This window comes from bacterium (assembly GCA_028821235.1).
Lineage (GTDB): Bacteria > Actinomycetota > Acidimicrobiia > Spongiisociales > Spongiisociaceae > Spongiisocius.
In genome coordinates this window covers 1-24,805 of the sequence record JAPPGV010000068.1, presented here as the reverse complement: position 1 = coordinate 24,805, position 24,805 = coordinate 1, and the positions used below count along the sequence as shown (strand labels likewise).

General features: G+C 67.4%; 23 protein-coding genes. 17 read left to right on the top strand and 6 right to left on the bottom strand.

The window, feature by feature from the left end; genetic code table 11:
* Positions 1–10 precede the first annotated feature (10 nt).
* Positions 11–1,033, top strand: a complete 1,023-nt coding sequence (locus OXK16_07245) for an ABC transporter ATP-binding protein (GenBank protein MDE0375742.1) — start codon at positions 11–13, stop codon at positions 1,031–1,033.
* Positions 1,033–1,731, top strand: coding sequence for a hypothetical protein (locus tag OXK16_07240; GenBank protein ID MDE0375741.1), 699 nt, complete (start codon positions 1,033–1,035; stop codon positions 1,729–1,731). Before OXK16_07245 ends, OXK16_07240 begins: the two co-directional genes overlap by 1 nt.
* A gap of 232 nt (positions 1,732–1,963) precedes the next feature.
* Here the strand turns inward: OXK16_07240 and OXK16_07235 are convergent, their stop codons facing one another.
* The 3 genes from OXK16_07235 to OXK16_07225 form a co-directional block, all read right to left on the bottom strand.
* Positions 1,964–2,461, bottom strand: coding sequence for a hypothetical protein (locus OXK16_07235; GenBank protein MDE0375740.1), 498 nt, complete (start codon positions 2,459–2,461; stop codon positions 1,964–1,966).
* The gene (locus tag OXK16_07230; GenBank protein ID MDE0375739.1) at positions 2,458–2,661 is read right to left on the bottom strand and encodes a hypothetical protein; all 204 of its coding nucleotides are present in this window, start codon (positions 2,659–2,661) and stop codon (positions 2,458–2,460) included. The genes OXK16_07235 and OXK16_07230 overlap by 4 nt, the downstream gene beginning before the upstream one ends.
* 295 nt (positions 2,662–2,956) lie before the next feature.
* The gene (locus OXK16_07225; protein ID MDE0375738.1) at positions 2,957–4,582 is read right to left on the bottom strand and encodes an AMP-binding protein; all 1,626 of its coding nucleotides are present in this window, start codon (positions 4,580–4,582) and stop codon (positions 2,957–2,959) included.
* A gap of 299 nt (positions 4,583–4,881) precedes the next feature.
* Here OXK16_07225 and OXK16_07220 point away from each other — a divergent pair, with 299 nt between their 5' ends.
* On the top strand, positions 4,882–5,754 hold the full coding sequence (locus tag OXK16_07220; GenBank protein MDE0375737.1) for an amidohydrolase family protein: 873 nt from the start codon (positions 4,882–4,884) through the stop codon (positions 5,752–5,754).
* Positions 5,755–5,808: 54 nt separating this feature from the next.
* Here OXK16_07220 and OXK16_07215 read toward each other — a convergent pair whose 3' ends face one another.
* Positions 5,809–7,320 (bottom strand): N-acetylmuramoyl-L-alanine amidase, encoded by a 1,512-nt coding sequence (locus OXK16_07215; protein ID MDE0375736.1) that lies wholly within the window; start codon positions 7,318–7,320, stop codon positions 5,809–5,811.
* Between the two features lie 34 nt (positions 7,321–7,354).
* Complete coding sequence (locus tag OXK16_07210) at positions 7,355–7,657, bottom strand: ferredoxin (protein ID MDE0375735.1); 303 nt, start codon at positions 7,655–7,657, stop codon at positions 7,355–7,357.
* A 418-nt stretch (positions 7,658–8,075) separates the two neighbouring features.
* Here OXK16_07210 and OXK16_07205 point away from each other — a divergent pair, with 418 nt between their 5' ends.
* From OXK16_07205 to ispH, 14 genes are all read left to right on the top strand, one after another.
* Complete coding sequence (locus tag OXK16_07205) at positions 8,076–8,675, top strand: hypothetical protein (GenBank protein MDE0375734.1); 600 nt, start codon at positions 8,076–8,078, stop codon at positions 8,673–8,675.
* Positions 8,672–9,754 (top strand): phosphotransferase family protein, encoded by a 1,083-nt coding sequence (locus tag OXK16_07200; GenBank protein ID MDE0375733.1) that lies wholly within the window; start codon positions 8,672–8,674, stop codon positions 9,752–9,754. The genes OXK16_07205 and OXK16_07200 overlap by 4 nt, the downstream gene beginning before the upstream one ends.
* Positions 9,755–9,816: 62 nt before the next feature.
* Positions 9,817–10,527, top strand: coding sequence for a site-2 protease family protein (locus OXK16_07195; protein MDE0375732.1), 711 nt, complete (start codon positions 9,817–9,819; stop codon positions 10,525–10,527).
* A gap of 346 nt (positions 10,528–10,873) precedes the next feature.
* Positions 10,874–11,827, top strand: coding sequence for a hypothetical protein (locus tag OXK16_07190; protein MDE0375731.1), 954 nt, complete (start codon positions 10,874–10,876; stop codon positions 11,825–11,827).
* On the top strand, positions 11,827–13,110 hold the full coding sequence (locus tag OXK16_07185) for a hypothetical protein (GenBank protein ID MDE0375730.1): 1,284 nt from the start codon (positions 11,827–11,829) through the stop codon (positions 13,108–13,110). Before OXK16_07190 ends, OXK16_07185 begins: the two co-directional genes overlap by 1 nt.
* A 183-nt stretch (positions 13,111–13,293) precedes the next feature.
* Positions 13,294–13,473, top strand: coding sequence for a 2-oxoisovalerate dehydrogenase (locus OXK16_07180; protein ID MDE0375729.1), 180 nt, complete (start codon positions 13,294–13,296; stop codon positions 13,471–13,473).
* Between the two features lie 56 nt (positions 13,474–13,529).
* Complete coding sequence (locus OXK16_07175) at positions 13,530–15,260, top strand: phospho-sugar mutase (protein MDE0375728.1); 1,731 nt, start codon at positions 13,530–13,532, stop codon at positions 15,258–15,260.
* A 33-nt stretch (positions 15,261–15,293) separates the two neighbouring features.
* A complete protein-coding gene (locus OXK16_07170) occupies positions 15,294–16,739 on the top strand; it encodes an NAD-dependent succinate-semialdehyde dehydrogenase (GenBank protein MDE0375727.1) in 1,446 nt (481 codons plus the stop codon).
* A gap of 152 nt (positions 16,740–16,891) precedes the next feature.
* Positions 16,892–17,836 (top strand): squalene synthase HpnC, encoded by a 945-nt coding sequence (hpnC, locus tag OXK16_07165; GenBank protein MDE0375726.1) that lies wholly within the window; start codon positions 16,892–16,894, stop codon positions 17,834–17,836.
* Positions 17,833–18,708, top strand: a complete 876-nt coding sequence (locus tag OXK16_07160; GenBank protein MDE0375725.1) for a squalene/phytoene synthase family protein — start codon at positions 17,833–17,835, stop codon at positions 18,706–18,708. The genes hpnC and OXK16_07160 overlap by 4 nt, the downstream gene beginning before the upstream one ends.
* The gene (gene hpnE / locus OXK16_07155) at positions 18,705–20,096 is read left to right on the top strand and encodes a hydroxysqualene dehydroxylase HpnE (protein ID MDE0375724.1); all 1,392 of its coding nucleotides are present in this window, start codon (positions 18,705–18,707) and stop codon (positions 20,094–20,096) included. The genes OXK16_07160 and hpnE overlap by 4 nt, the downstream gene beginning before the upstream one ends.
* Positions 20,093–21,109 carry a polyprenyl synthetase family protein gene (locus OXK16_07150; protein MDE0375723.1) on the top strand — a complete coding sequence of 339 codons (1,017 nt, stop codon included), beginning with the start codon at positions 20,093–20,095 and terminating at the stop codon, positions 21,107–21,109. The genes hpnE and OXK16_07150 overlap by 4 nt, the downstream gene beginning before the upstream one ends.
* Before the next feature lie 135 nt (positions 21,110–21,244).
* Positions 21,245–22,261, top strand: a complete 1,017-nt coding sequence (locus tag OXK16_07145; protein ID MDE0375722.1) for an ABC transporter ATP-binding protein — start codon at positions 21,245–21,247, stop codon at positions 22,259–22,261.
* Between the two features lie 229 nt (positions 22,262–22,490).
* Complete coding sequence (gene ispH, locus OXK16_07140; protein MDE0375721.1) at positions 22,491–23,669, top strand: 4-hydroxy-3-methylbut-2-enyl diphosphate reductase; 1,179 nt, start codon at positions 22,491–22,493, stop codon at positions 23,667–23,669.
* On the opposite strand, the gene OXK16_07135 is transcribed toward ispH, so the two are convergent.
* Positions 23,583–24,758 (bottom strand): oxygenase MpaB family protein, encoded by a 1,176-nt coding sequence (locus tag OXK16_07135; protein MDE0375720.1) that lies wholly within the window; start codon positions 24,756–24,758, stop codon positions 23,583–23,585. The genes ispH and OXK16_07135 overlap by 87 nt on opposite strands.
* Positions 24,759–24,805: the final 47 nt, after the last annotated feature.

Here is a 24,805-nt window from a genome sequence, read left to right as displayed (position 1 = left end):
GATGGCAACCATGACCGATCAAGGTGGCTGGCCATCCGGTGGCGACCAGCCGGTAAGCGCCCCGTTGCTCTCGATCGAAGGGCTCCGCACCATGGTCAGTTCCCGGAGGGATTCCTTCGACGTGGTGCGCGGCCTGTCGCTCGACATCTACCCCAACGAGGTGCTGTGCCTGGTGGGCGAGAGCGGCTGCGGTAAGAGCATCACCGCCCTGTCCATCATGCGCCTTCTCCCCAACCCGCCGGTGCGGGTCCGGGAAGGGAAGATCCGGTTTCGCGGCGAGGATCTGCTGAGGTTGAGCGGCAAGCGGATGCGCAGCATCCGGGCCGATTCGATCTCGATGATCTTCCAGGATCCGCTCACCTCCCTCGACCCGGTGTTCACGGTGGGAGACGTGATCGTGGAGGTGATCAGGGCCCATCGGGACGTGAGCAAGGACGAAGCCCGCCGGCTGGCCGGTGACGCTCTGGCCAAGGTGGGCCTGCCCGATCCGATCTCCCGGCTCGGCTCGTACCCGCACCAGCTCTCGGGAGGCATGCGGCAGCGGGTGATGATCGCCATGGCCCTCGTGCTGGACCCCGACATCCTGATCGCCGACGAGCCGACCACCGCGCTCGATGTGACCGTCCAGGCCCAGATCCTCGACCAGCTCGTGACGGAGCAGCGGGAGCGCAACATGGCCATGCTCCTAATCACCCACGACCTGGCGGTGGTGGCCGCGGTGGCCGACCGGGTGGCGGTCATGTACGCAGGAGAGATCGTGGAGCAAGCCCCCGTGGACGAGCTGTTCGAGGACCCGCGCCACCCCTACACCCAGGGCCTGCTCCGTGCTCTGCCGAAGGTGAGCGCGACGCGCCGGCGCCTGGACCCGATCCCGGGCCTGGTGCCGTCCCTCCAGATGATGCCGCCCGGGTGCGCCTTCGCCCCGCGCTGTCCCCATGCCCTGGATCGTTGCTGGAACGAACAGCCGGAGTTGGCCACCGACCCGGACGGCCGGGTTTTCCGGTGCTTCAACCCGCAACCGTTCGCCGGTTGATGCCGGCGGCGCCGGTCCCGGTCGCCATCCGGCTTCCTGACGGGCTGGTTCTCCGCGGCCACGAGTGGCCGGTGGACGGACCGGCGGTCGTGTTCCTGCATGACCACGGCGACGACCTCGATGCCTGGGGTCCGCTCACGGCAAGGGTGGCCTCCCACGGGTTCCGGGTGATCAGCGTGGAGCTGAGAGGCCACGGACTGTCGGATGGCGATGCCGATCCCGGCCTGCTTGGACAGGATCTCCCTGCCCTGCTGGGTGAGACGGCCGCTTCGTTCGGCCCCGTGGCGTTGGTGGCATACGGTCGGGTCGCCGAGGCCCTGCTGTTCGTCGACAAGGATCAGGGCGCGCCCGTCCAGGTGATGATCAGCCCGCTGCCGGATGCGCCTCGAGACATCGACTGGCGCACCACCCGCTCCGCCATGCGCCTGGTGCTCAAGGGCGCCCTCAACGAGGATGTCGAGCGCCAGGTCGGCTTCATCTACCCCAGGATGAGAGGTCCCAAGCTCCAGGTGAGCGGGGCCAGCGAAGCCACCGGGCCGCCATTGCTGGAGGACCAGCCCCAACTCCTCGAACACATGCTGACGTTCCTCCGCCGCTACCTCACCGGCCATCACCTCGCCTGGATAGCCGACCACGCCGACCAGATCGAAGAGGCCCGGGAAGAACGCCTGGCCGCAGAGACCGGCACCGACGCCTAGCCGCCAAGAGAGCTACCGAGAGACAGGTTGTGCGGGTCTCGCCACCCGGCGAGGACCTTCGGGCCGGACCTTTTCCGATCTTCCAGAGATCCAGGTGGCGACGTCTTCGATCGTTCCACGAAGAAGACGGCGATGTCTGAGGAGGTGTGACACGCCCACCGGCGATGCGTAGAACTCCCTGACGGGTTGGGTCAGGCGAGCGGAGCAGGTCGGTACTGACGGATTCCGTACTCTAAGTATCGACTATGAGCTCTACCAGGACTCCTTGGTGAAAGTCGCCGCTCCCACCGTTGACGTACCCGACGCCGTTCGCGGCCACATAGCTGGTCGCCCCCGACTGCAGGTACAGGGTCAGACCCGGAATCTGCGTCGGGCCTGCAAAAGCAAGCACTAGGCCTTCGCCACGAAACCCCGAACCCGATGAGGTGCCTTCGGGTCCGGGCTGGAATGCCCTGGCGACGCTGATCTCTTCCGAAGCAGCCGCCATGTTGTGATGGATGCCGACCCCGGACTCTTTGACCCGAAGCGTTACCGTGGCACCGATGCGAAGCAGGGTCACGACCCCACCGCCGCCGGAGTGCTCAACAGCGTTCACCATCAGCTCTTCTATCACACCGGTTAGCGTGTCGATCTCCAGTAAGTGGTCCTCTTCGCCCCACAGACGACCTACCGCGTCCAGCGCGTCCGCAACGTTCCTCGCGTCGAACCTCCACGCTCCCAGGACGTTCACAGGTGTGCCATCCAGCGGTCCGGATAGGGGTGGGGGATGTCGGCCACGACAGCTAACGCGTCCACCAGTCCGGTAATGGCGGCCAGGGCCTTGTCCTTGGGGTACGGCACACCGGTTTCCACGTCGACCGTGGCGTGCTGCCAGTAACAGTTCCTCCTGCGCTTCCCGGCCATCAGCATCAGGTATGGCAGATGACCCACCCACGCCGTCAACGTCGCGGGCTGACGCGAGGACACGGCACGGCAGATTCGGTGTGGGGTCCGCAGCGACAGATGTCGGGGAGGTCCGACGCCAGCCGTGTTCTCCGCTCTCGACCAGCCAGTCCAGCCATTGTTCGGCTTGGGCGAGCGCCTCGGTCCTGGTGGGCGAACTTGTCGCCGCGGTCGGCTGGTCTCTCACTCCGAACCCCTCCAATGCTCGAAAGTCGCGACGTTCTTCTCCCGTGTTGCTCATTGTGCACGCTGCGCCCGAGTCGGGTCGTCGGCATCCGGGTGGTCACTCGGTCGAAGCTTCTCGTTGTCTGAGTTCGACTCTGCGGATCTTGCCGGAGATCGTCTTCGGCAACTCCTCCACGAACTCGACTTGACGGGGATACTTGTAGGGAGCCGTCGACTTCTTGCAGTGCTGCTGGATCTCGCTCGCCAGGTCCGGCGATGCCACCCGGCCGGGCGCGAGGACGACGAACGCCTTGACGACCTCGCCTCGTTCGGGGTCCGGCACTCCGATCACGGCGGTCTCGGCGACCGAGGGGTGTTCCATCACCACCGACTCGACTTCGAAAGGTCCGATCCGGTATCCGGCGGAGATGATGACATCGTCGGTTCTCGAACCGAACCAGAAGTATCCGTCCCCATCGACGTGGGCCCTGTCGCCGCTGTAGTACCAGTCGCCCTGAAACACCTCAGCGGTGCGCTCCGGGTCCTTCCAGTACTCGGAGAAGAGGCCGACGGGTCGCTGGGGCTTCACCCTGATCGCAATCTGCCCCTCGATTCCCGGCTCCACCGGCACCCCGCCATCGTCGACGACCGCAACCTCGTAGCCGGGACTCGGCTTGCCCATCGACCCGGGCTTCTTGGGCAGGCTGGGATAGTTGGCGACCGTGATGCATGTCTCGGTCTGTCCGTAGCCGTCATGGATCTCGAGACCGGTTGCTTGCTTCCACACCTCGAAGGTCTCGGATTCCAGCGGCTCGCCCGCCGCCATCGCGTGCCTCATCCGTGACAGGTCGAATCGCGATAGGTCCATCTGGACGAACTGTCGATAGATGGTGGGGGGAGCGCAGAACGTCGTCACCCCGTAACTCTCAGCGATGTGCAGGATCTGGTCGAAGTCCGGCTTTCCCCTGCCGTCCCATACGAGAACAGCCGCCCCACGTCTCCACTGACCGAAGAGCTTCCCGTAGGCCGCCTTCGCCCAGCCAAGATCTGAGATCGTCCAATGCAGATCATTGGGCCTGAGGTCCATCCAGAACCGCGCGGTGACCTCATGGCCGATCCCGTAGGAGGCGTGCGTGTGCAGCACCATCTTCGGTTGGCCTGTCGTGCCCGATGTGAAGTAGATCAACAGCGGGTCGGCTGCGGCGGTCGGCGCCGAGTCAGGCTCCGCCGTACTGGCTCGCTCCATTCCGTCCTCGAGCGAGATCCAGTCACCGTATGCCCCGTCGGCGACGATCCGTTGCCTCAGCGCCGGGAAGGTGGACTGCACCTCGTCAACCTTGGCCGCGCCCTCAGGATCGGTCACCGCCACCGTGGCCTCGGAACTCTCGATCCGGTATCGAATGTCCTTGGGCGTGAGCTGCACGGTTCCGGGCATCGGGACGGCCCCGAGCTTGAAGGCGCCGAGCATCACGTCGTACCACTCCGGGATCCGGGGCATCATCAAGAAGATTCTGTCCCCCTTCGTCACCCCTCGGGCGGAAAGGAAGTTCGCGGCCCGGTTCGATCGCTCGGACAGGTCACGGAAACTCAACCGCCGGGGGTTTCCCCCCTGAGGATCCAGCGCCAGCAGGGCCAGGTCTAAGGGACGCACCCGTGCCCGCTCGTCGACCACGTCCCTCGCATAGTTGAACTCGGCCGGCACCCCGAGCCGGAACGTCCGGCGGGCCTCCTCGTAGTCGGCCATGTTCGTCCGGGCATCGCTCACGGTCCTCTCCTTCCCGAAGCAGCCGCGGCTACGCCACCGTGATGCCGGCGGATGCCCTGATGGATCCACCCGAGCGTCGCACGGTCCTGGGAGCGGGCAACCATCGGGAGCGGCGGCGCCTGGCAAGAAGTCAGGATACCGCCGCGTGCCCGGGTCCGGTGTGCTTGCCATTCGCACCCTTCCCTTGTGTTCGCCGTGCGGGGAGACCCCCAGTCGGCTCAGGGCGGCTTGTAACGTATGGCCGGTCGGAGGACGGCGGCATACGGAGGTTCGACACCATGGCGGTAGTAGACGCCCACCTGCATCTTTTCAAGCCGGCTAGCGAGCAGTACCCGCGGGACGTCTTCGAGGCGATGACCCCGGTCGAGCGGGAGGAATCGGCGGAGGAGTTCCTGGCGGCCATGGACAGCGCCGGCGTCGACCATGCCGTGATCGTTCCGCTGTCGGTCCACGATCACTACCTGGCGGAGATCCTGGTCGAGTTCCCCGGCCGCTTCGCCGGAGTGGGGGTCTACGACGCGGATGCGGAGGACGGCGCCGGCCAGGTGGCCCGGCGGGCGGAGCAGGTCGGCATCCAGGGGCTCCGGTTCTACGGCTTCGGCGGTGAGGAGGGCCAGGCGCCCGACTCGTTGGCGGTGTTCCCCGCCCTGGAGGCGATGCGCGACCTGGACATGAAGGTGTGGTTCTACGGCGACCCGGTCCAGGTGGGCCTGCTCGACGGGGTGATGCAGGCGCTACCCGGTCTCAAGGTGGTGCTCAACCACCTGGGTTTCTGTCCCGACATCTGGATGGAGATAGCCATCGACGAGGACCGCCGTCCCCGCTTCGATATCCCGCTTCCGCCGGATTCCCTGAGCCTGATCGAGGAGATGGCCGCCAAGCATCCGGAGGACCTCTACGTGCACCTGTCGGGCCAGTACGCCTTCACCCAGACCCCCTATCCGTACCCGGACCTCCAGGAGGTGGTGGACCGTGTGTATGCCGCGTTCGGCGCCGGCCGGATGCTCAACGCGTCCGACTGGCCCTGGATCAAGGTGAACCCCGGCTACTCCGACGTGCTGTCCCTGGTGGATCACTACCTGCCCGCCATCCCGCCCGAGGACCGGGCTGCCATCCGCGGCGGCACCGCGCTGTCGCTGTTCGACTTCTAGAGACCACTGGGAGGAAGGCTCGAGGTCTTCGTAGATCGCGGCCGGCTTACGTGCTTAACGGTCCCCACGGATAGGGTCGAGGAGGACCAGGTCCAGAGCCCGCGCTAGCAGGGTGGCCATCTGGCCCTTGGTGGTATCGGCGCCTGGGCAGTAGCGGGGCGGGAAGATCATGCAGCCGCGCGTGATGTCTGCGGCGGCAACGGCGTCGATCGCGGCCGCGTGGGTGCTCCCGGCGGTATCGGTGAAGCCGCTCGGGCGACCTGTACCGAGATCGAAGGCCCGGGTGAGGAATGACGCCATCTGGCCCCGGGTGACCAGGTCGTAGGGGCAGAAGCGGTCGGGCGCCGTGCTGCACCCTCGAGTGACCTCCAGTTCGGCCAGGCGCTCGACGTAGGGCGTCCACCAGCGGTCCGCGCCGGCGTAGACGAACCGGGATTCCGTGACGGGATCGGGGTCGGCGCCGTCCAGGGCCCTCACCAGCCACACGGCCATCATCCAGCGCTTGATGGGCTGGCGCGGGCAGAACAGGTCGGGCCCGCACTCGGTGCCGTCGAGGATGCCCTTGTTCCGTAGGGCATCGATGTCCTGCCGGTGACTGCCGTCCGCAACATCGTCGAAGCCCGGTTCGTCGACGCCGAGATCGCCCAGTTCGGCGTCCCTGCAGCCGCCGGGCCCTCCGGCGGAGAGCTTCCTGGAGGTGCTGAACATGGGGTTGAACCCCGAGCCCGGGTCGCTGGTGGTGAGGTACCGCTCGATCCCGTCCGCGATGGCCACCGCCTCGACCTTATGCACCTCCGGGTCGGCCAGCAGCCGGGCCTCGGCCGGTGTCGAGAGGTAGGCGGCCTCGGTGATGACCGTGGCGATGCCGGGGGTGTACTGGAGGATCCCGTACAGGTCGTCCTGAACCTCGACGCGGAGCACGGAGGAGGCGCCCTGGAACACGGTCTTGCGCCACGCCACGTCGTACTGAGAGAACGCCCCCTGCAGCTCCTCGAAGAGGATGCCCGCCAGCCGCTTCGAGTTGGCGCCCTCGATCTGGTGGTAGGTCTCGGTACCGGGGAGTTCGGAGCGGGCGGTGGCACCGCCGTTGTGATGGAGCGAGATGAACACGTCGGGCTTCAGGGCTCGGGCGATCTCGGCCCGCACCACGATCGGGATGCGGACGTCGGTGGTCCGGGTCATGATCGCGTTGAAACCCCGGTCTCGCAGTTCCTCTATCAGCAACTCCGAGACGTCCAGGTTCAGGGCCTTCTCGGTCAGCCCGTTGCTGCCCACGGCGCCGTACTCCGAACCTCCATGGCCGGGGTCGATCACCACTTCCACGTGCGAGATGTACGTGCCTCCGGTCACCATGGCTTCGTTCCAGCAGGTGGTGGTGACCACGTATCCGTCATCCGTGATCTCCCTCACCGGGAGCACCAGTCCGTCGTCGCTGATCACGACGCCGTTGCCGGGAGGGCCAGGGGGGTAGTACTGGGCGCCGGCCGGCAACAGGGCGACGGTCAAGAGGAGGAGCGTGGCAGCCAGGATGGCCAGTCCCCGGCGGCGCGAGCCGGTCGTCATCATCCGGGTATGGCGTGAGAACCGGTGGGGCGCCGTTCTATCGGCCTTCGGCCACCAGCTCGGGGTTGTAGGGCTCGATCATGATGCATTCCCCCGGGCATTCCTCGGCGGACTCGATCACGTCCTCGATCAGGCTGTCAGGCACTCGCGCCACCCCGCGGGCGCCCTCGGGGCCGTGCCCGTCTCCATTCTCATCGTCGAAGACCAGGGTCGAGCCGAAGTGCCTGGCTTCTTCCTTCACCACCCACAGGCCGTCGTCGCGACCCTCGAACACGTCGGGAGCTATTTCCTCGCAGATGCCGTCCCCGGTGCACAGATCCTGGTCGATCCACACCATCATCTTGTAGTCGGCCATCGCGTCTGACTCCTTCGGCTTCCGCGCAGTTCAATTATGGCCATTGGCAGGCACGATCCGCAATCGGGCGCGCCCCGCCACGAGACGTGGCTCGCTTATCCACAAGCGTACCACCGCAAACGCCGAATGGGATCGCCGGATCGCGGCGTCAAGGGGATCCATGCACCCCGGTCGGCGCGTCTACGCTGTCCGCACGCTCGGCGGCCCGACCAGAGTGTGCCGTGGCCCACCCGATCCGAAACGACTCGGGACGATGGCGGTCCGTCCCGCTTGCCCCGCCGTAGGAGGGTACCGAAATGTCCAGTTGGACCGACAGTCGACGATGACCCCCCGGGTCAACGCTTCGCGGGCCGGCCAATCCCCGTCAGCATCCTCCCGACAGACAGACCACTAGGTGGCGTGATTGGTCACCACCCGTACCCGCGCGGTGCTGGTCCGGATCCCCGGCCTGGCCCTCGGGCTGGTCATGTTCGGAGGCGGCATAGGGCTCAACATCCGAGCCAACCTCGGCCTGTCCCCGTGGGACGCCTTCCATCAGGGTATAGCCCTGCGGACTCCTCTGTCGGTGGGACTGGTGACCATCGTGGTCAGCATGGTTGTCCTGCTGGGATGGATTCCCTTGCGGCAGCGTCCCGGTCTCGGCACCCTTCTCAACGCCACCCTGGTGGGGGTCATGATCGACCTCACGCTGTTCGTGGTGGGGGAGACGGAGACCCTATGGCTGCGCGTCCTGTACTTGATCGGCGGTATCGGGATGGTGGCCATTGGATCGGGTTTGTACATAGGGTCGCGCCTCGGACCCGGGCCCAGGGACGGGATCATGACCGGCCTGGCCGCTCGGGGCATGTCCATACGGTTGGCCCGCACCCTCATCGAGGGGACGGTGCTGATCGCCGGATGGTTGCTGGGTGGGGCGGTCGGCATAGGCACCGTCATCTACACCGTGACCATCGGGCCGCTCCTGCAGATCACCCTCCGCCGGGCCGATAAGGGGCCGCTGTGAGCGGGACCGGGCAGGAGCATCCACCGGACGGCTCGGGTCCGGACGGCGCCCTTCCCGGTATCCACCGCGAGCGGGTTACCGAGTGGATGGTGAGGAACATCGAGAGCGCCGTCCCGCCGTTCCGGTTCGCGCCCATACCGGGCGGCAACTCCAACCTCACCTACCGGGTCAGGGGAGCGGACGGCGCGGAGTATGCGCTCAGAAGGCCTCCATTGGGCCATGTCCTGGCCACGGCTCACGATGTGGCCCGCGAGTTCCGGATCATCTCAGCCTTGGGCGGGACCGACGTACCGGTGCCTCCGGCCCTCGGCCTATGCAGCGATCCGGCTGTCAACGACGCCCCGTTCTACGTGATGGGATTCGTCGCCGGCGTGGTGCCCCACGACCGGACGGCGGGTTCGTCCATGACGCCGGCCGACCGGAGGTCTCTCGGCGAGGATGCCGTGACGGTGCTGGCGGGTCTCCACTCCTTGGACCCCGATGACATCGGGCTGGGCGACCTCGGCCGCCGGGAGGGGTACGTGCAGCGCCAGTTGCGCCGCTGGTCGCGCCAGTGGGAGTCCTCCAAGCAGCGGGACCTTCCGGTCATGGACCGGGTCCGGACCCTGCTGGAGGACCGGATCCCCACCCAGCAACGAACCGGTGTCGCGCACGGTGACTATCGGTTCGGCAACCTGATCGTCGAGGACGGGAGGATCGGGGCCGTGGTCGACTGGGAGCTCTGCACCCTGGGCGACCCTCTGACCGATCTCGGGTACCTGGCCAACGACTGGATCGATCCCGGCGGGCCGGAGCTCTGGCGGTCGTCGGTGGTCCAGGACGGTGGATTCCAGTCCCGCGACGAGATGGTGGCCCGCTACGCGGCCCTCACCGGGGCGGACGTATCGGAGCTTCCGTACTACCGGGCGATGCAGGCATGGCGCCTGGCGGCCATCCTGGAAGGGGTCTACGCCCGCTACCGGCACGGCGTGATGGACAACATCTCGGGCGTGGACCTTCCGTCCCTGGCCGGTTCGGTGGAGCGGTTGGCAGGTTTCGCCCTCGCGGCTCTGGAGGGCGGTGCCCACCCGTCTCCCTGAGGGCTCCCCGGTAGCCGCCGGCCGCAGCCGGTTGGGCGCCACTACCAACTACTCTGGCCGCCGTGCGCTTCCGGCTGTTCGGGTTCCCCGTCCACATCCATTTCACCTTCCTGCTCGTACTCGTGCTCCTGTTCGACACCGGACTCGGCCCGGTCGCGACGACCCTGTGGGCGCTTGCCATCCTGCTTTCCGTGATCCTGCACGAGCTCGGCCACGCGGCAACGGTGCGGCGTCTCGGCGGCCGTGTCGAGGGCATCACCATCTACGCGCTGGGCGGTGCGACGTACTGGAGGGAGCGGGATATCCCCCTCGGGGGCTGGAGGTTGTTCACGATCGCCGCATCGGGCTCCGCAGTGGGCCTCTTCGCCGGCCTGGGCCTGTACTGGTATGCCCAGCTGGGCGGCCTGGGCCGGTTCGGGCAACTGGCGATCGAGAGTCCGTGGCGCATCCACCTGGCGGCCGCCGACCGGTACGGGGAGTACCTGGTGTTCTTCGTGGGGGCCTTCATCTGGGTGTCCGTGGTCTGGGGGCTGGTCAACTGGCTGCCGATCGGCGGGCTGGACGGGTCGAAGATGCTCCGCGCCGTGCTGATCAGGATGCTGGGCCCGAGCGGCGACCTCCACTCCCGGATCATCGGCATGATCGTGGGCGTGGCGGCGGCGGTCTGGGCCTGGCAAAGAGGTCTGGTGGTGGCGGCCGTCCTGGCCGTGGTCTTCGCCGGGGCGGACCTCATGGCGTACCGGCGCCCGATCATCCGCCCGCCCTCACCCTGATCGCGCCCCGTTCCCGGAGGCACGTCCTCCGGCTCGAGCCGGCGTCCTGCCGGCGTCCTGGGTGATAGGTCCGATCCGGGTCCGGGCCCCGACGAGGTGGGCCGCAATGAAGCAGGAAAGTTGTGGTTGAGTGGCGGTCGCGTTCGAATTATTGATGTACGGGATGTCTAGCGGTTCTATGCGATGGCATGATCGATCCCGATCTGATCAGTGATCTCAGCCCAGAGTGAGAAAAATTTCGGGGAGACAGAGATTTTCTACCCTGTTTGGTAGCTCCTTCCCGGTCATAGCTCCGATACGCTGCCTCCGGTAGCGATATCTATCCCGCATCGGAGCACATCAAGGCATGAACCACCTGGTAGAGAAGATGCTATTCATCGTATTCGTAGCTGGGGTGCTGGCAGCGGTGCTCATGATCACGGCACCGGGCCGAACACCGCACCGATCAGCCGCCTCGTCGGCCACCGCGCCCCCTCCGGCAGCAGGGGAGGAGACCGGGAGGGCATCGCCCGAGTGGGCGGTGCCCTCGGAATCGAACCCGATCGACGTAGAGGTGGATGGAGAGGATCGGACCGGCGCCGCAGGCCATGATCACGGTGGCGGCGAAGGCCATGACCACAGTCACGACACCGAGCCGTCCGCCCTGCTGACGGTCACCACATTCCGGTATCCGCCCACCGAGTCCGGTGTGGAGGTCGAGAAGGGGCCCACCCCGAGTCCCACCGCCACCTCGGACGGACTCGCAACGGCGGAGCCGGCCGGTGGGTTCCAGGCGAGGGAGGCCGGGCCCTGCCCTCCGATCGAAGAGCTGTGGGTCGCGGACAGCTATCCGGTCGAGGATCCGTGCACGCTGGCGGAGGTCCGCCGGGCGGTGTACCTGGCATACACGGGCACGGACGACCAGCGCCGTTCGGCCATCAGGAACGGTCCTCTGCTCGATGAGGTCTTCGTCGCGCTGGACGACTTCGGCCGGACCTATGGCGCCGTTCTCTACCACCCGGAGCAGCGCGGGCGGTCCAGCGTGGTATTCGAGGAGATCTCGTGGCGGGGCGGCCCGGACGCCGACCGGGGGGTGATAGCGGTCCGCTACCGGCTCGACCATCCCGACTACCCGCCCACCGATCTGGTCCTGGACACCCTCGTCCAGGTGGACGGGGAGTGGAAGGTCTCGTACAGGAGGTCCTACTGCGTGAAGGTGCTGGTGATCATGGAGCACATAGGAAGCGATGTCCGCTGTCCCCGTGACCCGAACCCGGAGGTCAACGAGGACGAGGCCCCGGGCTCTACGGGTCGCTACTGATGGCTCGGCTACGCAGGCACATCCGGGACCTCCCGACGCTTGCCAGATCGGCGCCCACCGCGGTGGGCTGGCTAGCGCTCATCGGGCTGCTCGCCGCGGCCGCACTGTGGGCTTCGGAGCCGGGCGGGGCCCATCCTCCCGAGACTTCATGGCAGCCGGGCCGGACCGTGGCGACCTGGGACTGGGAGCAGCACTGGAACTACTGGAACAAGCTGGAATGCCAGGAGTCCATCCTCGAGACGGGCACCGGCGAGATCACATGCGGGCGATGGAAGTCGGTCGGCAAACTGTGGAGAGCCTGCGGCCCCAGGATCAGCCCCCCGCAGCCGCGCATCAACAGCTGCGGCATCGGACGGGGCGGGCACGCCCCGCACGGGGACGGCGTCACGGTCAAGTACCGGTACCTGAACAGGCACCAGGACCGGAACGGTCCCAGGTACTACGTATGTGCCGGGAACAGGAGCCTGCCGGCCAACACCAGCCCGGGCAACTGCGGGACGTGGGTGACGGTGAACCATACGCACTGCGTTGACGATCCGAGCGCCCATCCGCCCGACTGCCCCACCACCACAAGCAATCAGGAGACCACGCGTATCTCCGTCACCGACACCACCCGCGGGACGACTTCGACCAGCAGGCCGGCCACCCCCACCACTAGGAGGCGTACCACCACCACCAGGCGGCCGACCGTGACTACCGGGCGGCCGACCGTGACCACCAGGCCGGCCACGCCCACCACCGTCAGGCCCCCTCCGCCACCTGCGTGCACGGTGGCCGGCGCTGTTACCTCCTTCCATGACACCATCGACGCCATGGCCGCGCCGTCGCTCGGGTTCCGGCCGGTCCGGAACGGCTACGTGAGGGTGCCTGTTGAGGCGAGCTACCAAGGAGATCCGTCCCGGACCTATACCGAACAGATCGAAGGCGAGCAAGTGTCCATCCGGGTATGGGTAAGCCGGATGTCCTGGGAAGTGACCGGCCTCGGGAGGCCCGACGGAACGGAACTCGGCATCAGGACTTTCCAGCGCCACGTTCCTGGCTACCAGGACGCCGGCTCGTTGAAGACCGCGGTCGAGGTCCGGTTCGGGGGCGCGGAAGCGGTGTACCTGAGGTCCTCGCTGCGGGCGGGTTACCCGACCGGGTACCCGGTGGAACTGAAAGTGGTGTGGAGCGGCGAGTGTCAGGAGTCCGGTACCTCCGGCTGGACCAGCCTCGGAACACGGAGCCAGGATGCTGACTTCACCTACAAGGTCTTCGCCATCCGCAGCCGCCCCAGCGGCTGAGGCTTGTGCCGACATGGACGCCCCGAACGCCCGCGCTGGACGAGGGGTCGAACCGGTCGGGGAGTACCCGGCGTGGTGATCGGTAAGCTTGACCTGTGCGAGGCTGCAGCTCGTTCGGAGTCAAGGATGCTGTTGCACGGAGAACCGCGACTCGCAAGCGTGGAGGAACCTGTGGAAGCGGCGATGGAGATCATGTTCGAGGTGACGGAGGCGCCGGAGGGCGGCTTCGATGCTCGAGCTCTGGGCCACAGCATCTTCACGCAGGGTGAAGACTGGGCCGATCTCAAGGCGATGGTCACCGACGCCGTCCGCTGCCACTACGGAGATGGTGACGAGCCGCGTGTTGTGCAGGCTGGCCACTGACCACTGACCACTGACCACTGACCACTGACCACTGACCACTGGCTATCGTCGGTCTCATGAGCGACGTGGTGGAGCGGGCCAGGGCGTGGATCCTGGGCGATCCCGATCACCGCACCAGAGCCGAGCTCAGCGCCCTGCTCGACTCTGGAGATCCGACCGACCTGGCCGATCGGATGGACGGGACGCTCGCCTTCGGCACCGCCGGTCTGCGCGGGGTCGTGGAGGCCGGTTCCAACCGGATGAACCGTGCCACGGTCATCCGGACCACGCGAGGGTTGGCCGACTACCTGCTGGCCCGCCACGGGGGAGCGCCGGCCGGTCCGGTTGTGGTGGGCCGTGACGCCCGGCCGTCCAGTTCCGACTTCATGCGCGATGTGGTCGGGGTATTGAGCGCCGCCGGCCTGGCGGTCAGGTTCTGGGAGGAGGAGGTTCCGACTCCGCTGGTGGCCTATGCGGTGCGGGTCCTGGGCGCCTGCGCCGGCGTGATGATCACCGCCAGCCACAACCCACCCCGGGACAACGGCTACAAGGTCTATGACGCCAACGGCGCCCAGATCATCCCTCCGGTCGACGCCGGCATCTCCGCAGCCATCGACCGGGTGGGTTCGGCGGTCGATGTTCCCCGGATTGACGCACCGCTCCAGGAAGGCAGGGAGCGGACGGGTCCCGTGTCGCCCGATGTCTGGGACGGGTACCGGAACGAGCTCGCCCGGCTGCGGTCGACCGCGACGGTCGATCCCGGCCTGCGGATCGTCTACACGCCGATGCATGGGGTGGGTTGGCGGTACCTGCGCGAGCTGCTGGCCGTAGCCGGTTACCGCGATGTTCACCCGGTTGAGGAGCAGGCCGAACCGGACGGGCGCTTCCCGACCCTGCCGTTCCCCAATCCCGAGGAACCGGGCGCCATGGACCTAGCGCTGGCGCTGGCGCGACGGGTCGGAGCCGACCTGGTGCTGGCCAACGATCCTGACGCCGATCGGCTCGGCGTGGCCGTGCCCGGCGGGGACGGATGGGTCGGCCTCACCGGCAACCAGGTCGGGGTGCTGCTGGCCGACTACGTACTCTCCCGCCGACCGGCCGGTGGGGACCCCCGCGGCAGGCAACCTCTCGTTGTCAGCACCATCGTCAGCTCGCCCATGGCCGGACTGGTGGCGGCCGCCCGAGGGGCCCGATTCGAGACCACCCTGACCGGCTTCAAGTGGATCATGAACGCGGCGCTCGACATCGAGGCCGAGGGCCGGGGCGCTCTTGCCTTTGGCTTCGAGGAGGCCCTGGGCCATGCGGTGGGAGGCTTGGTGTATGACAAGGACGGCCTGTCGGCCGCCCTGTTCATGGCCGATCTGGCATCCGAGTGCCGGAAGAGAGGCGAGACGGTGCTCGACCGGCTGGAAGCACTGTATCGCCGGCACGGGTTGTGGGTCTCGGTCCAGCGCAGCGTCAGGAGGCCGGGGTCGGCCGGAGCGAGCGAGATCGCCGGCGCCATGCGACGGCTGGCGCAAGACCCCCCGGATCGCCTGGGAGGAGAGGACGTGGTCGGGATGACCGACTACCGGACGGGCGCCGCGGGGAGGCCGCGGTGGCTCGGAGAGGCGTCGCTGGTGGAACTCCGGCTCCAGGATCGAACTCGCGTGCTCGTACGGCCGAGCGGCACCGAACCCAAGCTTAAAATGTACGTGGATTCCACCCGCCCGGTTACCGGGTCCGATGACCCGTCCGGAATCGAACGCGACCTGGAGTTGCATGCCGGAGCGGTGGCGTCCGACCTGGCCGGCCATATCGGCCTTTAGAAGACAGGCCAAACACCTTTTGGGAGGAACGCGATGACGGCGGTAACCGAGCTTTTCCAGGGTCCGAGGACCCACCTCCGGATCGGGGGCGACTGGACAGAGGGGGATGGGGAACTGGACGTCATCGATCCCGCTACCGAACAGGTGCTGGCGGCCGTCTCGACCGCGGGGATCGGAGAGGCGCGCCTGGCGGTCGACGCCGCCGCCGAGGCAGGGCCCGGATGGGCGGCCACCGCTCCGCGCCGGCGTTCGGACATCCTCCGCCGGGCCTACGACCTGATGCTCGAGCGGGAGGAACAACTGGCCGAGCTGATCATCCTCGAGAACGGGAAGTCCTATGCCGACGCCATCGGGGAGGTCCGATACGGCGCCGAGTTCTTCCGGTGGTTCTCCGAGGAGGCGGTCCGGATCATGGGCGAGATACGTACCGCTCCGAGGGGCGACAAGCGGATCGTCGTGCTACCCGAGCCGGTCGGGGTCTCCCTCATGGTCACTCCGTGGAACTTCCCGTCGGCTATGGCGACCCGCAAGATCGCGCCCGCTCTGGCGGCCGGATGCACCACCATCCTCAAGCCCGCGTCCGACACCCCGCTCTCGGCCCTGGCCGTGGCGGACATCCTGGCGGAGGCGGGCGCCCCTCCCGGGACCGTCAACGTGGTGATGGCCAGGGGCTCCTCCGGCGTGGTTGACGTCATGCTCGAAGACCCGCGGGTGAGGAAGCTGTCCTTCACGGGTTCCACCGAGGTAGGTCGGATCCTGATGGAGAAGGCCGGGCGCCGCATCCTCCGGACCAGCATGGAGCTGGGTGGCAATGCCCCCTTCGTGGTATTCGACGACGCCGACATCGAGGCCGCCGTCCAGGGGGCCGTGGTGGCCAAGATGCGCGTCGCCGGCGAGACCTGCGTGGCCGCCAACCGCTTCTACGTGCAGTCTGGGGTGGCGCAACAGTTCACCGACCGCTTGACCGAGGCGATGTCGGGCCTCCGGGTGGGCCCGGGCATCGACAGGTCCAACGAGGTCGGCCCGATGATCAACACTGCCGCGGTCGAGAAGATCGACCGCCTGGTCTCGGGCGCGGTCGACGACCAGGCCACGGTCTGTACCGGCGGAGTGGCACCGGATGGTCCCGGTTACTTCTACCAGCCCACCGTGCTGTCGGAGGTCGCTCCCGACGCAGCGATCCTCGGGCACGAGATCTTCGGTCCGGTAGCCCCGGTGGTGTCCTTCGACACCGAGGAGGAGGTCATCGAGGCCTCCAACAACACCATCCACGGTCTGATCTCCTACGTGTACACGGGAGACATGAATCGGGCCTTCCGGGTGGGTGAGGCGATCGAGTCGGGAATGGTGGCGCTCAACCGCGGCATCATCGCGGACGAGGCCGCGCCCTTCGGTGGGGTGAAGGAGTCGGGCGTGGGCCGCGAGGGCAGCCACCACGGCATGGACGAGTTCCTGGAGTTGAAGTACCTGGCCTGGTAGGTCTTACGACCCGGCGCTGACGCTGGGAGAAGGCACCGGGCTATTCGAGGTGACAGTCCCCGCATGGGGCTCGGTAACTATTCTCAGGGGCGAATCATTTCCGATAGCCGGGATCGACCGAACGTGGTCATGGTCCCGCGGTGGGAGGTGCGGTGTCCGCCGAGAGGCCGACCGACCGGTCTTCGCTGACAGGGTCAGCAGGGTCGTACTCGTCCCGTTCCGGGTCCGAGTCGGTGGAGCAGCATGTGGCGCTCGACGTGGTGATGGCCAGAGCGGCCGGGGAGAACTTCCCGGTTGCGCTCCGCCTGCTCCCCCGAGGCCTGCGCGATCATCTGGAAGCCATCTACGGTTACGCTCGGCTCGTGGACAACCTGGGAGACGAGTTCCCGGGGGACCGGACGGTGGCGCTGGACTGGGCCGACTCGGAGCTGGACGCCCTCTTCGCGGGTTCTCCCCGCCATCCGGTGTTTCGCCGGCTGGCGCCGATGATCCACAGTTTCGACGTGCCACGCCGGCCCTTCGACGAGCTGCTGGCGGCCAACCGCTTGGACCAGCACAAGACCCGCTACGAGACCCGCCAGGAACTGCTCGACTACTGTGCCCTGTCCGCCAACCCGGTCGGGCACATGGTGCTGGCCGTCTTCGAGTCGGGTACACCTGAACGGATCGCGGCATCGGACGCGGTGTGCAGCGGTCTCCAGATACTGGAGCACCTCCAGGACGTGGCCGAGGATGCGGCAGCGGGGCGCGTCTACCTGCCCGCCGAGGACATGGCGAGGTTCGGATGTTCGGTAGACGACCTGTCGGCGCCCGAAGCCGGGACCAGGCTCCGCGCGCTGGTCGCCTACGAGTCGGAATTCGCCCGAGAACTGGTCGAGGAGGGCATTCCGCTGGTCCGGTCCCTGACCGGTCACGCCCGCCTCGCCATATCCGGCTTCGTGGCCGGCGGGCTGGCGGGTTTGGATGCCATCGAGAAGGCCGGCTTCGAGGTGTTGGGCGGCACCCGGCGTGCCGGCCGATCAGGCCTTCTCCGCCGTTTCGTCCCGGTCTACCTCGGCCGGCACCGCCCGGCGGACCGCATGAGGGCAAGTTCGTGACCCCCGAGGGCGCATACGAGACGTGCGAGCGGATTACCTGGGAGGCGGCCCGCAACTTCGCTTACGGCATCCGGTTGCTCCCCCCGCCGAAACGCCGGGCGATGGCCGCGCTCTATGCCATGGCCAGGCGGATCGACGACGTCGGAGACGGAACCTGGCCCCGCGACCGCAAGCTCGAGGAGTTGGACAAGCTCCACGGGGCGATAGAGAGCCTTGGCGCCGGAGACGTGGGGGACCGCGAGGACCCCGTCCTGGTGGCCCTGTCAGACGCCGCGGAGCGCTACCCGATCCCGGTCGGCGCCCTGCATGAGATCGTCGAGGGTTGCGAGATGGACGTGCGGGGCGCGGAGTACGCCACGATGGAGGACACGGTCCGTTACTGCCGGCTGGTGGCGGGGTCGGTGGGACGCCTCTCGCTCGGCGTGTTCGGCACCCGAGCCGGCCGGAGGCGGGAGCCGGTAGGGGAGAGCGAGGCCCACCGGATGGCCGATGACCTGGGAGTGGCCTTCCAGCTGACCAACATGCTCCGGGACATCGTGGAGGACCTTCGCATGGGGCGTATTTACCTTCCCGAGCAGGAACGGGATCGCTTCGGCATCGCGCCGGGACGGTGGACCCCGCCGGAGCGGGTCGGTGACATGGTCGAGTACGTGGCGGGTCAGGCCTCGGTCTGGTTCGACAGCGGCCTCGCGCTGCTGGCGCACCTCGATCACCGCAGCCGATCCTGCACGGCCGCGATGGCGGGAATATACCGGCGGCTCCTGCGGCGGATGCGCGCCCAGCCCACCCTTCCCCTGACCGAGCGCGTCTCCCTTCCGGCCTGGGAGAAGGGCCTGGTAGCGGTCCGTAGCATCTCCGGTCTGCAGCCGTGAGCGGCAGCCGCCCCCGAGTGGTGGTAGTCGGTGGTGGCCTGGCTGGCCTCGCTGCCGGTCTGGAAGCCGCTGACCGGGGAGCGTCGGTCACGCTGCTGGAGCGGCGTCCCCGCCTGGGGGGCGCGACCTGGTCCTTCGAGCGGAAGGGAATCTCGTACGACAACGGCCAGCACGTCTTCCTCCGCTGCTGCACCGCTTACCTGGCCTTCCTGGAGAGGATCGGCTCGATCGGCGACGTGACCATCCAGAAGCGGCTGAGTATCCCCGTACTACGACCCGGGTGGAAGGCGGGGACGATCCGGCGTACCCTCGGGCCGGCCCCTCTTCATCTGGCGCCGTCTCTCCTGGGCTACCCCCACATCAGCCTGAGGGCCAGGTTGAAGGTCCTGGCGGCCGGAAGAGCCTTGCGAAAGCTCGACCCGGAGGATCCGACGCTTGACAGGGTGTCTTTCGGCGACTGGTTGGCCGCCCGCGGCCAGCCGGCCGAGGCCGTGGATAGATTCTGGGACCTGGTCGTGCTCCCGACGGTGAACGTCCATGCTCGTGACGCATCCCTCAAGCTCGCTGCGAAGGTGTTCGTCACGGGGCTTCTGACCGACGCCGCGTCCGCAGACATCGGTTGGGCGTCGGTACCGCTCTCGGTGCTTCACGGGGACGCCGGCCGGCGCGCCCTGGAGGCTCGGGGGGCCCAGGTGATGACCCGGGCGGCGGTGTCAGCTGTCCGCTCCGGTTCCGGGCAACGCCCGTCGGTAACGGTGAGCGGTGGGAGTGTCGAAGCCGACTCGGTGGTCGTGGCCGTTCCGCACGACGTGGTCGGTTCGATGCTTCCATCCGGTGCCGTACCCTTCCAGGACCGTCTGGACCGCCTGGGGGTCTCGCCGATCGTGAACGTGCACCTGGTCTACGACCGCCCCATCACCGACCTCCCGATGTTCGCCGCGGTCGGGAGCCCCATCCAGTACGTGTTCGACCGGACCGGAGCAGCCGGTCTGGACGACAGCCGCCAATGCCTGTCTGTTTCCCTGTCGGCGGCGGATTCCCATCTCGGCGCGAGTGCGCCGGATCTGGTGAAGCACTTCGTGGCGGAGATGGATCGCCTGCTGCCGGCCGCGGCCGAGGCCGTGGTGACCGAGTCGATGGTGACGAGGGAACCGAGGGCGACCTTCCGCGGCGAGCCGGGCACCCATCCTCTCCGGGCCGGCACCGAGTGCGGGCTCCCGGGGGTCTTCCTGGCCGGCGCCTGGTCCGATACGGGGTGGCCGGCGACGATGGAGGGGGCGGTGCGTAGCGGGGTCGAGGCCGGACGCCGTGCGGCCAGGTTTGCCCTTCGGAATGGGGACCCGGTGCCTGAGACGGTTCCAGCGGCCGGCGAGGGGGCCAGGACATGAGGCGCGCCACACCCGACTTGCTGGAGCGGACCCGGGTCATGGTCGAACCGGCCCTCATCGAGGCGGTGGGACGGCTGTCTTCGAGCCTGGCCGTCCCGGTCGGCTACCACTTCGGGTGGATCGACGCGGCGGGGATTCCGGTGCCGAACCCGCGCCAGGGCAAGGGCATCCGGCCCACGCTGGCGCTCCTGTCGGCAGAAGCCGTGGGCGCGGCGGCCGAAGTCGCCCTCCCGGGGGCGCTCGCGGTGGAGATCGTCCACAACTTCTCGCTCGTCCACGACGACATCATCGACGACGATCCCGAACGCCGGCACAGGGCCACCGTGTGGAAGGCCTTCGGCGCCGGCGATGCCATCATCGCCGGTGATGCCATGATGCTGCTCGGTCTCGAGTTGCTGCTCGACCGGCCCACGCCCCCGCGGGTTGCCGCGGCCGCCGACCTGGCGGGAGCCTCCGCGTCGATGATCGCCGGGCAGCATATGGACATGTCGTTCCACCGCTCGCAGGCGGTGGATGTGGACCTGTGCTGGGAGATGGTCTCTCTCAAGACGGGCGCCCTGCTGGCTCATGCCTCCGCGGTGGGCGCCATCCTGGCCGGCGCCCCCGACCAGACGGTCCGCCGGCTCCGGAGCTTCGGGCTCGAGCTGGGTCGGGGTTTCCAGGCCATCGACGACCTGCTGGGCATCTGGGGAGACCCGTCGGTGACCGGCAAGCCGGCCGGTAACGACCTCAGGGAGCGCAAGAAGTCGATCCCGGTGGCGGTGGCGCTGGCCTCGGGCTCCAGAGCCGGCGAGAGACTGGCCGACCTGTACGCCCGGGAGTGGCTGGATGATGACCGGATCGAAGCGGCCGCCGCCCTGGTCGAGGAAGCGGGCGGACGGGAGGCGACCGTCTCGGCGGCCCGCGACTGCATGCGGCGGGCGGCCGATGCCCTCCGGGGGGCGGACATAGACGCGCAGGTAGCCGGGGAACTGGAGGATCTCGCCGCTTTCGTGGTCGATCGGGACTTCTGATCGGTTTCTCGTGATTCGATTGGACCGATCACGCCGCGCCTCAGGTATGATTAGTCAGGTCGCCCTAACATCAGGGATAAGGTAGCTGTTAGCCCGATGCTCAGCCGCTCGTAGCACGGTCCTCCGGGAGCCCGAATGTCGTATCTGCAGGCAAACGATGTCGCCAAGCTCTTCAATGGCACCTCCGCGCTGGCCGGTGTCGACCTGGCGGTCGAACAGGGCGAGTCGTTGGCCCTGCTCGGCCCCAGCGGATGCGGGAAGACCACGCTGCTGCGCATCCTGGCCGGTCTGGAGGTTCCCGACCGGGGCGACGTAACCCTCGAGGGAAGGACCCTCACGGGTCCGGCTCGGTTCGTGGCTCCGGAGCAGAGGCGTATCGGGATGGTCTTCCAGGACTGGGCGCTGTTTCCCCACATGACGGTGGCCAGGAACGTAGCGTTCGGCCTGGGCAAGGGAGGAGACCGCAGCCGGGTCTCCGAGACGCTGGATCTGGTCGGCCTGTCGCATCTGGCGGACCGGTACCCCGACGAGTTGTCGGGAGGGCAGGCGCAGCGGGTGGCCGTGGCCAGGGCTCTGGCGCCCCGTCCCCGGGTGCTGCTCTTCGACGAGCCGTTCTCGAACCTCGATGCCGGCCTGCGCACCAGGATCCGGGCCGATGTGGCCGCGCTGATGCGGGAGATGGGGATGACCTCCATCTTCGTCACCCACGACCAGGAGGAGTCGTTCGTGGTGGGGGACCGGGTGGCCGTGATGCGCGAGGGTCGGATCGAACAGGTCGGCCGGCCGGCCGCCGTCTACCAGAACCCCGTCTCCGCCTGGGTGGCCACCTTCGTCGGCGAAGCCAACGTGCTGGGCGGGGTGGCGACCAACGGGCACGTCTCCACCGCGGTCGGGGAGGTTCCCCTGGCCGGCACTGTGAGGGGACCGTGCGAAGTCGTCATACGTCCCGAGTACCTGGTGGTGGACCCGGGGGACCAGGGTGTGGTCTCCGCGGTCGAGTTCTACGGACACGACACCACCTATCAACTGGCTCTCAACGGTACGAAACTGGTGGCCCGGGTGATCGCCGCACCCGACTTCGCGCCCGGCGACCGGGTGTCCGTGTCCTACGCCGGCCCCGGAGCAGCCGCCTTCGCCTCCGCTAGTCATTAGTTGTTAGTTGGATGTCAGTTAGGCCGCCGCGGTTCCCTCTAACCTGCTGTCTCACCAGGCTCTTCGCTTCAGCACGACGAAACCTAGACGCCTACCAACATTGGAACAAGCTAAAGCCCTTGCTAAGAGCTACGACACTAACTATTGGCTAGTAACTATCGACATAGATACTTAATCAACTAGTAACTAGCAACTATCGACTAGAAACTAGCCGGGGTACAATTCCAGCATGCCGGAGACCGCCCTACCGACCACCAGCCGTCCCAGACGCGTGTATCTCGCCGAGCCGAACGGATACTGCGCCGGGGTGTACATGGCCGTCAAGGCGCTCGTCTGGATGGTCCAGATATTTGACGCCCCGGTCTACTGCTACCACGAGATCGTCCATAACCGGTTCGTCGTGGAGTGTTTCGAACGCGCCGGAGTGGTGTTCGTCGACTCGATCGACCAGGTGCCGGAAGGCGCTCCCGTGATGCTGTCGGCCCATGGCTCCGCCCCCGACGTGGTGCATCACGGGGAGGAGCGGGCGGGGATCGTCATCGACGCCGTCTGCCCGCTCGTGGCGAAGGTCCATCATGAGGTCAAGCGGCGGGCGGCGAAGGGGTTCGACATCATCTTCGTGGGCCACGAAGGGCACGATGAGGCGGTGGGTACCATGGCCCGGGCGCCTTCGAACATCACTCTGGTCGAACCGGAGACGGGGCTGGCAGGCTTCAGGCCCAGGGATCCCGGCAAGGTGGCGCTCTTCGCCCAGACCACCCTCGGGATGCACGAGTGGGAGGCGATCAGGGCCGAGGCCTCCGGGCGTTACCAGAACCTGGAGACCTCTCGGAAGAGCGATCTCTGCTACGCCACCACCAACCGCCAGGATGCGGTACTCGAGATGAGCTCCGAATGTGATCTGATCCTGGTGGTTGGTTCCGACAACTCCTCGAACACCAATGCCCTGGTCCGGACCGCCCGTATGCGGGGCGCCTCCGCCTACCGGATCGACTCAGCGGATGCGATCCGAACCGAATGGTTGGACTCTGCGGAAGTGGTCGGGGTGACGGCCGGCGCATCGGCACCCGACCACCTGGTCCGGGAGGTGCTCGAGCGCCTCGATCCTGCCGAAGGGTGGAGCCTGTTCCGGGTCACCGAGGAGGATGAGTACTTCCCCCTGCCGCGCGGGCTGAGGGCCTTGCTGAATGCGTTGGTGTCGACGGTGCGGATCGGGTTCTCTGCCCCCTGGAACGGTAAGGGACCGCTCGACTACGACCGCCGGGTTACGGCCACCGACGCGCTCGCCAAGTTGGCGTCCTTCCCGTCGGGTCAGCCGGCCCTACCAGCGGCTGGACTCCTCGGCGTACACATGGTCGGGCAACCGGTAGCTGATTCCCGCCTCGTCGAAGACGGAGACCTGGAGTAGGGAGGTAAAGGCGGTGAAGTTGTTGTTCTGCTTGGCCAGCGGCTTCACGTACCGGGCTGTGAAACGCTGGTAGCGCCGCTGCATGCGGAACCAGGGGAGCACCCCGACCAGAGGGGTGGCCGGATAGTTCAGTTGGTCGGAGAGTGTCCTACCGATCAGGGCCCGGGAAACGCGGAACACGTAGTTGGCGAAGTTCTGCCGGACCTTCGGATCGGTCATGTCCACTAGCAGCGGGCCCGAGTTGATCAACGCGTTCGCCATCGCTATCGACTCGAAGTCGGGCTCCGGCTCGCATAGGCGCCCGATCTCGAAGACCTTCAGGGCCTCTTCCTCATCGGTGTACAGGATCGAATCCGGGATCCCCATCAGGTGGCCGGTGTACCGCCATACCGCCATGAATCCGGCTCGTTCCTCATCGGTATAGGTAGCGCCGAGGTTCTTCATGTGCCTGAGCAACCGGGCCGAGAAGGCCACGATGGCGAAGCCGAGGTGGGCGGCGCTGACCGGCAGACCCCAGGCCTCCTCGTCCCAGTCATCGGAGTTCGCCAGCAGGCTCCTGATCTGGGCATGCAGGATCCGGATCCGCACTGACAGCTTCCAACCGTCACCTTCCCGCTCCATACCGCCGGGCATGAAGATCTCGACCATGTGCCGGTTGTTCTGCTTCAGGCGGCGTACGCCCTGGTCCCGAAGGCGTCCGGTTATGAAGAACGACTTGGCGATGTTGGTCGAGAACCCTTCGACCAGGGTGCCGGCGAGCATCGATGCGAGCACCACCGGCGAGTTCCTGTGGAACATGCGGACACCGGGCCAGAAGTCCGATTGGTTCACCCATTCGGGAGGCGTCTCCATCGGATCGAAGAACTCCCGGACGAACCGGGGCGCCCGGCGCAGGGCCTCCTCATCCCGGTCCATACCGGCGGTGACCAGCGGTAGGGCCTGCTCGGCGGGCAATTCGTGGATTCTCGCGATGAACGCATCGGCCTCCGGGTCCCCCACCCGGGTGTGGGCGATGTAGTTGCGCGCCCTCTCCGCATCGACGAGGCGGGCCTCGGCATAGCCGGCCGCGTAGTCGGTCGGGATTCTCACCGGTTGCGATCCTCCCCGGGGCCACTTGCCGGATGCTCCTCCTCTGC